This window comes from Pseudoflavonifractor sp. 60 (assembly GCF_009911645.1).
Lineage (GTDB): Bacteria > Bacillota > Clostridia > Oscillospirales > Oscillospiraceae > Lawsonibacter.
On the sequence record NZ_QWKI01000276.1, the window covers coordinates 1 to 7,057 of the forward strand.

General features: G+C 59.5%; 6 protein-coding genes and 2 tRNA genes. 5 read left to right on the forward strand and 3 right to left on the reverse strand.

What is annotated here, in order from left to right; genetic code table 11:
• Positions 1–231 precede the first annotated feature (231 nt).
• From D1646_RS21450 to D1646_RS21460, 3 genes are read left to right on the forward strand one after another with little or no spacing between them, the layout of a single operon-like run.
• The gene (locus tag D1646_RS21450; RefSeq protein ID WP_160638395.1) at positions 232–1,122 is read left to right on the forward strand and encodes a decaprenyl-phosphate phosphoribosyltransferase; all 891 of its coding nucleotides are present in this window, start codon (positions 232–234) and stop codon (positions 1,120–1,122) included.
• A gap of 29 nt (positions 1,123–1,151) precedes the next feature.
• Positions 1,152–1,502 (forward strand): EamA family transporter, encoded by a 351-nt coding sequence (locus D1646_RS21455; RefSeq protein ID WP_160638396.1) that lies wholly within the window; start codon positions 1,152–1,154, stop codon positions 1,500–1,502.
• Entirely contained in the window at positions 1,499–1,825 is a 327-nt protein-coding gene (locus D1646_RS21460) for a multidrug transporter (RefSeq protein ID WP_160638397.1), read from the forward strand. Before D1646_RS21455 ends, D1646_RS21460 begins: the two co-directional genes overlap by 4 nt.
• Before the next feature lie 49 nt (positions 1,826–1,874).
• On the opposite strand, the gene D1646_RS21465 is transcribed toward D1646_RS21460, so the two are convergent.
• Together D1646_RS21465 and D1646_RS21470 are read right to left on the reverse strand one after the other, a co-directional pair.
• Positions 1,875–2,852: a DNA-processing protein DprA gene (locus D1646_RS21465; protein WP_160638398.1), complete on the reverse strand. Its 978-nt coding sequence runs from the start codon at positions 2,850–2,852 to the stop codon at positions 1,875–1,877.
• Positions 2,853–2,865: 13 nt separating this feature from the next.
• Positions 2,866–4,923 carry a RecQ family ATP-dependent DNA helicase gene (locus tag D1646_RS21470; protein WP_160638399.1) on the reverse strand — a complete coding sequence of 686 codons (2,058 nt, stop codon included), beginning with the start codon at positions 4,921–4,923 and terminating at the stop codon, positions 2,866–2,868.
• Positions 4,924–5,114: 191 nt separating this feature from the next.
• On the opposite strand from D1646_RS21470, the gene D1646_RS21475 reads away from it, so the two are divergent.
• Positions 5,115–5,201: transfer RNA gene (locus D1646_RS21475), tRNA-Leu, on the forward strand.
• Positions 5,202–5,204: 3 nt separating this feature from the next.
• Positions 5,205–5,280, forward strand: a tRNA-Met gene (locus D1646_RS21480).
• Here D1646_RS21480 and D1646_RS21485 read toward each other — a convergent pair.
• Positions 5,259–6,713: a recombinase family protein gene (locus D1646_RS21485; protein WP_160638400.1), complete on the reverse strand. Its 1,455-nt coding sequence runs from the start codon at positions 6,711–6,713 to the stop codon at positions 5,259–5,261. The two genes, D1646_RS21480 and D1646_RS21485, sit on opposite strands and share 22 nt — an antisense overlap.
• Positions 6,714–7,057: the final 344 nt, after the last annotated feature.

Below are 7,057 nucleotides of genomic sequence, written 5' to 3' on the forward strand. Positions count from 1 at the left end.
TTTTTCTTGTGTTGCACTTCATATGATAATCTTTCGGCCCCCTTTGCCAAAGGGGGCAAGCGGCTTCGCCGCTTGTGCGCTCCTAAGGCATCACAAGGCGGAACTGCCCTGGCCCGCTCTACAATTTATCTCTACTTCACGAATTGAAGATCCTGCCATATTTTCTTGCCAATCCCGGCGTTATGTGGTAGAATAGTCCGGCTTTAAACTGTTTCAGAGGGGGGCAGGCCCATGGGAGGCGGAACGCCTTTGCGGCCGCTGGAGCTTATTAAGCTGATGCGGCCCAAGCACTATATCAAAAATTTCCTCATCTTCGTCTCCATCACCTTTGACCGAGACCTGTTTCATCCCCAGGTGCTCCTCCGGGTCCTGATGGGCTTTGCCGCTTTCTGCCTGCTCACCTCGGCGGTGTACGTGCTCAACGACATCCGGGATGTGGAGGCCGACCGCCAGCACGAGGTCAAGCGGAACCGGCCCATTGCCTCCGGCGCGGTGCCCATTCCCGCGGCCTGGGCGCTGGCGGCGGCTCTGCTGGTGTGCGCCCTGGCCATCCATCTGGCCGCCTGCGGCAGTCAAGGGCTGGGATTTATGCTGGCCTACTTCGCTGTCAACCTGGGCTACAGCCTGGGCCTGAAGCACGTCCCCTTCCTGGACATTGTTCTGCTGGTCATGGGCTTTGTGCTGCGGGTCCTGTACGGCGCGGCCATTGTCAGCTCCAGCACCTCCGCCTGGGTGTACCTCACCGTTTTCTCCCTGTCCTTCTACCTGGGGCTGGGCAAGCGGCGCAATGAGCTGAAGCGGACCCAGGGCAGTACCCGCAAGGTGCTCCAGTACTACTCCTACGAATTTCTGGACAAGTTCATGTACCTGTGCCTCACCCTGGCCGTCACCTTCTACGCCCTGTGGAGCGCCGACGCCCAGGTGGCCGCCAAATACGGCACAGACAAGCTGATTTGGACTGTCCCTCTTGTAATTATCAGCCTGATGAAATACAGTGCGGATATTGAATCCAACTCCTATGGCGACCCGGTGGACGTGGTGATGCACGACAAGGTGCTGCTGCTGCTGGGGGGAGCGCTGGTGCTGATGGTGGTGGGGCTGATTTACCTGCCCGGCCTGTAGACAACTGAAACGAGGTGTATCCAACCGCTATGAATTCCAAACAGGACCGTCTGCCCCTGGGTATCGCCCTGATGCTCACCTCCGCCCTGCTCACCTGCGTGGGCCAGCTGTGCTGGAAGCTGTCCGCCAACCGGAGCTCCCTCCCCCTTCTGCTGGCCGGCTTCGCCCTCTACGGCTGCGGCGCTCTGCTGATGATGGCCGCCATGCGCTTTGGAGAGCTGTCGGTGCTCCACCCCATGCTCAGCGCCGGATACGCCCTGTCCGTCCTGCTGGGGACCCTGGTGCTGGGGGAGGAGGTCACCGGCCGCAAGCTGCTGGGCATCGCCGTCATCACCGCGGGGCTGGTGTGCCTGAGCACCTCAAGGGGGGCGAAGCCATGATCTGGCTGGCGGTGCTGGCTATGACCCTGATTGGCGCCCTGGGGGCCTTCTTCCTGAAACAGGGGATGGACCGGGTCGCCGGCCTGGGCTCCCTCCTCCGGACGCCCCAGCTCTATGCGGGCAGCGCCTGCTACCTGACGGGGGCTCTGTTCAACATTCTGCTGCTGCGCCATTTGGACTACTCGGTGCTCTACCCCATGACCGCCGTCACCTACGTGTGGTCCATGGGCCTGTCCGCCGCCCTCCTGGAGGAGCGGGTAACCCGGCAGAAGCTGATCGGGGTTGCCGCCATCCTGCTGGGCGTGGTCATTTTATCCAGATAACAAAAAGCGGCGCTCACAGCCCCGTCCGGGTCGTGAGCGCCGTCTCTGTTTAATTGGTAAAGAGGGTCATCTGTTCCCCGCGCTCCTCCGCCTGGGGGGCAGGGGGCTGCGCCTGAGGGAGGGAGGGCTGCGCCAGCACGTCTCCGCTCCAGCCGCCGTCCACCGGAATGGCCCCCCTGGCAATCAGGGCGGCGTTGCCCGGGTACTCGGGCTGATCCCAGCAGAACACAGGACTCCACTGGTGCTTCAGGCACTCGGTTGCTCCGGACCAGGTCCCCCCCTGCTCTAGGTCGGACCGCACCACCACCGTCCCGCTGGACTGGCAGTAGATCAGCCGGTTTCGGGCCATTGCGATCCCTGCGCGGAAGCCCGCGTCTGGCTTTACCGACGAGAGGAGCACCAGCCGCCCCTCCTGCACCGCCCGCAGGACCTCCTTCTTCTTGATCCGCCGCATGAGGGAGTCCGCCAGGTAGACCACCGCCCCGCCACCCTGGAGCAGTGCCTCCGTCTCGGCGGCGGTGTCGACCCCCTTGGCCCCGCCGCTGACCACGGCAAAGCCCCGCTCCACCGTTTTGCGGACAGTCCGGGCGGTGAAGTCCAGGTCCTGGGCCTGGATGGAGCGGGACCCCACATAGCCCACGCAGGGTCCCCGCAACAGCTCCAGATTTCCGGCGTAGTAGAAGATGGGAGGACAGGCGTTGCCCAGCTTCTGCTTCAGCCGCCTGGGGTAATCCTCCTCCGCCCGGGTCACCAGCCCGATTCCCATGGAGCGGTAGCGGCTGACCTCAAAGCTCAGGCTGGCGCTGCGCCCAATCAGCCGCAGCATCCGCTCCGCCTGCTCAGACGTACAGCCCATCTGCCCGCAGAAATCCTCCCGGCTGAACTCCAGCAGCTCCCGGGGCTCCATTCCCCGCTCCCGCAGCCACTGGGCCAGCTTGCTCCACTCCCGGGGCTCCAGAGGCTTGACCCCCTCCCCCACACACAGGTGGCTGCACAAAATTATAATTGCCTCCCCATTTGGGTTCATTTCCATCCTCCGTTCAGTCGCTTTGACCGCTGTCTGCCAGGGCAAAGGGCCAGACCGCCTCACAGCCCCGCTCCATCAGCTGGAAGCCGCACACCGTCAGCGTCCACCGGGAATCCACAACGTCGTCCACCAGCAGCAGCTTGGCAGGGACCTGCCCGTCCTCCGCCACATAGAAGGACTCCAAGGCGTTGCGGCACTGATAGGCCCCGTTTTCCATGTCCTTCTGAGGCTGAGCGGGCCGCTTCTTCAGCAACGGCACAAAGGTCAGGCCCATCCGCTCCGCCAGCCGCCTGGTAAAATCCTCCACCAGGTCGGTGCGCAGCGAGGGAACATGGGTGATATGCCCAATCCCCTCCCGCTCCACAAGGGGGGCCAGTGCCTGAGCGCTGCGCTGGACCAGCTCCTCTGAGAAGCGCTTCTGTGGGGAGTACTTCCCCTCCTTCACCATCCGGCCCCAGCCCGCGTCCCCGTATCGGGACAGACACAGTCCCTCCTGGTTCATGTGGGTCATTGTGGTCTTCTCCATGACCCCCGCCGGCCACTTCTTTCTGGGCAGAATGGGGATCAACAGATCATGCAGATAGCTTGCCGACGCCTCCAGAGCCTCCAGGGAGGGGGCGCTGGGCAGAATATCCCGCCCGGTGCAGTTGGAGCAGCAGCCGCAGTCTCTGGCCTCCGGGTCGTCCAGACAGCGGATCACGTATTTGCTCAGGCACTCCCGGGTATGGGTCAGCTCCTTCATCTGCTCCATCTCCAGCCGCCGCTGGTCCTTAATCTGCTGGTAGTGCTCCTGCTGGTAGACGTAGGGCTTGGGGGCCGCATAGTACTTGCTCCCCTCCTTAAAGAGGAAGCCGTCGTTGCACAGGAACATAAGCGCCTTTTTAATGCGGCTGGACCGGATGTTCAGCGCCGACTCCAGCATCCCCTGGGAGGCCCCCTCCTGCTCCTGGATGTACGACATCATGGAGTCCGTCTCCCGCTTGGTGGGGAAGGCGGTCTCAATAAAATGCTCAATAATCTCCTCGTCCTCCGGACCGCTCATCAGGAACACATCGGCCTGGGGAATATTTCGCCCCGCCCGGCCGATCTGCTGATAGTAGGACACAATGTTTGAGGGCATCTGGAAGTGTATGACAAAGGAGATGTCCCCCTTGTCGTAGCCCATCCCCAGCTTGATGGTGGCCACGATCACCTTGAGCTGGTTCTGCTGGAAGAGCTCCTCCGTCTCCTGGTTGACTTCATCGTCCAGCCCGGAGTGGTAGGCGGCGGCGGAGATCCCCTGGCTCTTCAAAAAGTCCGCCAGCAGGTCGCAGTCCCGCTGGGTGAGACAGTAGATAATGCCGCTCCCCGACAGCTGTTTCAGATTTTCCGCGATCCAGCCATACCGCTCCGACCGGCCTTCCAGGGGCAGGACCTGGAGCCGCAGAGATTCCCTGGCCAACGGCCCCCGGGACACAAAGACGTCCTCCCCCAGCTGGTTCCGGAGGTCGGCAACAACCCGGTCGTTGGCGGTGGCGGTGGTGGCCAGCACTGGAACGTTGGCCGGCAGTTGGTTGATGACCTCCTTCAGGCGGCTGTACTCCAGGCGGAAGTCGTGGCCCCAGTCGGAGATGCAGTGGGCCTCGTCAATGACAAACAGACCAATGACAATTTGGCGCAGCTTCTCCTGTACATCCTTGTGAAACAGTGTCTCCGGCGTGATAAAGACCAGGTCCAGCTCCCCCCTGACCATGCGGTCCAAAATCTCCTGCCGGCTCTTCTTGGTCCGGCCGTTGAGCTGGGCGCAGGTCAGACCAAGACGGTTGGCCGCCTCCATCTGGTTCTGCATCAGTACCAGCAGTGGGCTGACCACCATGGTCAGCCCCTTGCCCTGCTCCCGCAGCAGCTTGGTACATATAAAATAGACCAGACTCTTGCCCCAGCCCGTGCGCTGGACTACCAGTGTCCGCCGCCGGGTCAGCGCCGCTTTGATGGCCTCGTACTGTCCGTCCCGGAAGGCCGCCCCCGCGCCGTAGAGCTGGGTGAGCAGCTGCTGAGCCTGGGTGAAAATCCGGGATTCTAAGCTTATCATATGTACGCCTCCTCTGTGAAAATGTGGGAGTCAAGAAGATTCACAGTGAAATCAGTCCCATTTTACTGTCCCATGACAAAAAAGTCAAGCTCCCCGCCTTGCCCCCTTTTAAAATTGTTGAAAATTTTTCTTGACAGAGCCCGCGTTCTATGTTATCCTAATTGAGCACTTGAGACTGGTGGACACTTGTCGCCGGAGTGGCGGAATTGGTAGACGCCCGGGACTTAAAATCCCGTGGGAGCAATCCCGTGCCGGTTCGACCCCGGTCTCCGGCACCATATCGCGGGGTAGAGCAATTGGTAGCTCGTCGGGCTCATAACCCGGAGGTTGCAGGTTCAAGTCCTGTCCCCGCAACCATTCAAATGTACGCCTATATTGACGGAAATCGACCCGTCGGTATGGGCGTATATTTTTGTTATGTGCTGTTTGATAATCTCCGGCAGATCAGTATCCCAATTATCCAGGGCATATTGGAATATCTGAATGATACTTTTAGGGTCTACTTGCGTGCGGCGGGCTGTTCTGCGGTCGATGATATCCTCCAGCTCCCCCTTGCGCAGCCGCAGCCTATCCATCTCGTCACGGAGTTCCGGGATATCCATTCCATTTAAAATTGCTTTCAATCCATTGTTGATCTGCGCAGTGACGGCAGCCAGCTCTGCCCTCTCTGCCTTCAAATCTGGGGTTGTGCCATTCACCTGGTCAGCGATGTTTCTGGCCTCTGCCTCAAAGTCGGTTCCCAGCAAATACGCCTTCAGCTGCTGCACAACAAAGGTCTCAATCTCATCCGCATTGATGTTCTTGGCAGAGCAGGTCCGGGTACGGTACTTATTGCCGCAGACATAGTAGCTGGTCTGATACCCCTTTGAATTTGTGGAAGTGTGGCCCACATACATGGCCCCACATTCCTCGCACTCGATCAGACCGGACAACAGATAGGTTCGTTTTGCTTTATTTCTGGCGTTGCGCTTATTGTTGCTCATTCTTTTCTGCACCTTCTCCCATGTCGCTTCGTCAATGATTGGCGGAATCACTCCCTCCAGATGGACACAGTTCGGATTGGGCGATCCGCCTGCCCACTTGCGGAACAGCTTTACCTGGCGCTTGTTCCAAAAATAATTTCCTATGTACCGCTCATTGGTCAGAATGGAATGCAGGCTGTTCTTGCCCAGCGGACGGCCCCGCTTCCCTGTCGCTCCGGTCACCGCATCCAGGATTTGATTATAACTCTGACCGGCACCGTACAGCTCAAAGATAGTCTGCACAGTCCGGGCCTCCACTGCGTTCACAACATAGTTTCCGTTGACGATATCGTAGCCCAGGGGAGGCACCCCGCCCAGGAACTTGCCCTGTTTGGCCTTGACAGCTACACCGGCGATACTCTTTTGCCGGGCCTCCAGCACCTCCCGGTGGCCCAGGCCTACGTTCAGTAGCTCCAGAAGAAAATCGTTCCCGCTGGTCATGTCACCCAGCTCCTGGGTTGTGGAGATTACTTGGATACCCAGCATCATCATGGTTTTGCGGAACTGGAACCAGTCGCCGACATCACGGGAGCCGCGGGTGATGTCATAGATCACCACAGCATCAAACGCCCCCTGTCCGGCGGCGGCCACCATTGCACGGAAGCCGGGCCGGTCCATATTGGTGCCGCTCTCCGCTTCGTCCGTGTAGGTGGCCACAATGGTAATTCTGTGTTCCCGGCAGTAGCTGCGGATCGCGTCCAGCTGATAGGCAATGCTGTTCTGCGTCTGGTGGTCTGTGCTGTACCGGGCATATGCTGCGGCGTTCAATTTTCATCACTCCTATTGCATTTTTCTGATTTTTCGGATACAATAGAAGAGCAACATGCCGTCATAAGTTTGTTGCTCCTCATAGCCGTCCCTGGCGCTGGTAACGCCGGGGGCGGTTTTTATTGCGCTTTTACCTCCAAATGTAAAAAGCCCTTGGGTTCGGCACTTCCCCTATGCGGGGAGGCTTACTGCCAAGGGCGTATTAGCGTGTAAGTTGACTTAGAAGCTGTATTCACAAGCGGATAAAACGGTGGTAAGATAGGATATATGGAAGAAAAAGGGCGAGAGTCGTATCCCAGCGACTTGACAGATGAGCAATGGGAAGAAATTGCCCCGCTCTATAC

Bases quoted from the DNA above. Each gene is read 5' to 3' on its own strand.
- D1646_RS21470 (WP_160638399.1), bottom strand. From the start codon at position 4,923: ATGATAAGCTTAGAATCCCGGATTTTCACCCAGGCTCAGCAGCTGCTC.
- D1646_RS21460 (WP_160638397.1), top strand. From the start codon at position 1,499: ATGATCTGGCTGGCGGTGCTGGCTATGACCCTGATTGGCGCCCTGGGG.
- D1646_RS21450 (WP_160638395.1), top strand. From the start codon at position 232: ATGGGAGGCGGAACGCCTTTGCGGCCGCTGGAGCTTATTAAGCTGATG.
- D1646_RS21455 (WP_160638396.1), top strand. From the start codon at position 1,152: ATGAATTCCAAACAGGACCGTCTGCCCCTGGGTATCGCCCTGATGCTC.
- D1646_RS21465 (WP_160638398.1), bottom strand. From the start codon at position 2,852: ATGAACCCAAATGGGGAGGCAATTATAATTTTGTGCAGCCACCTGTGT.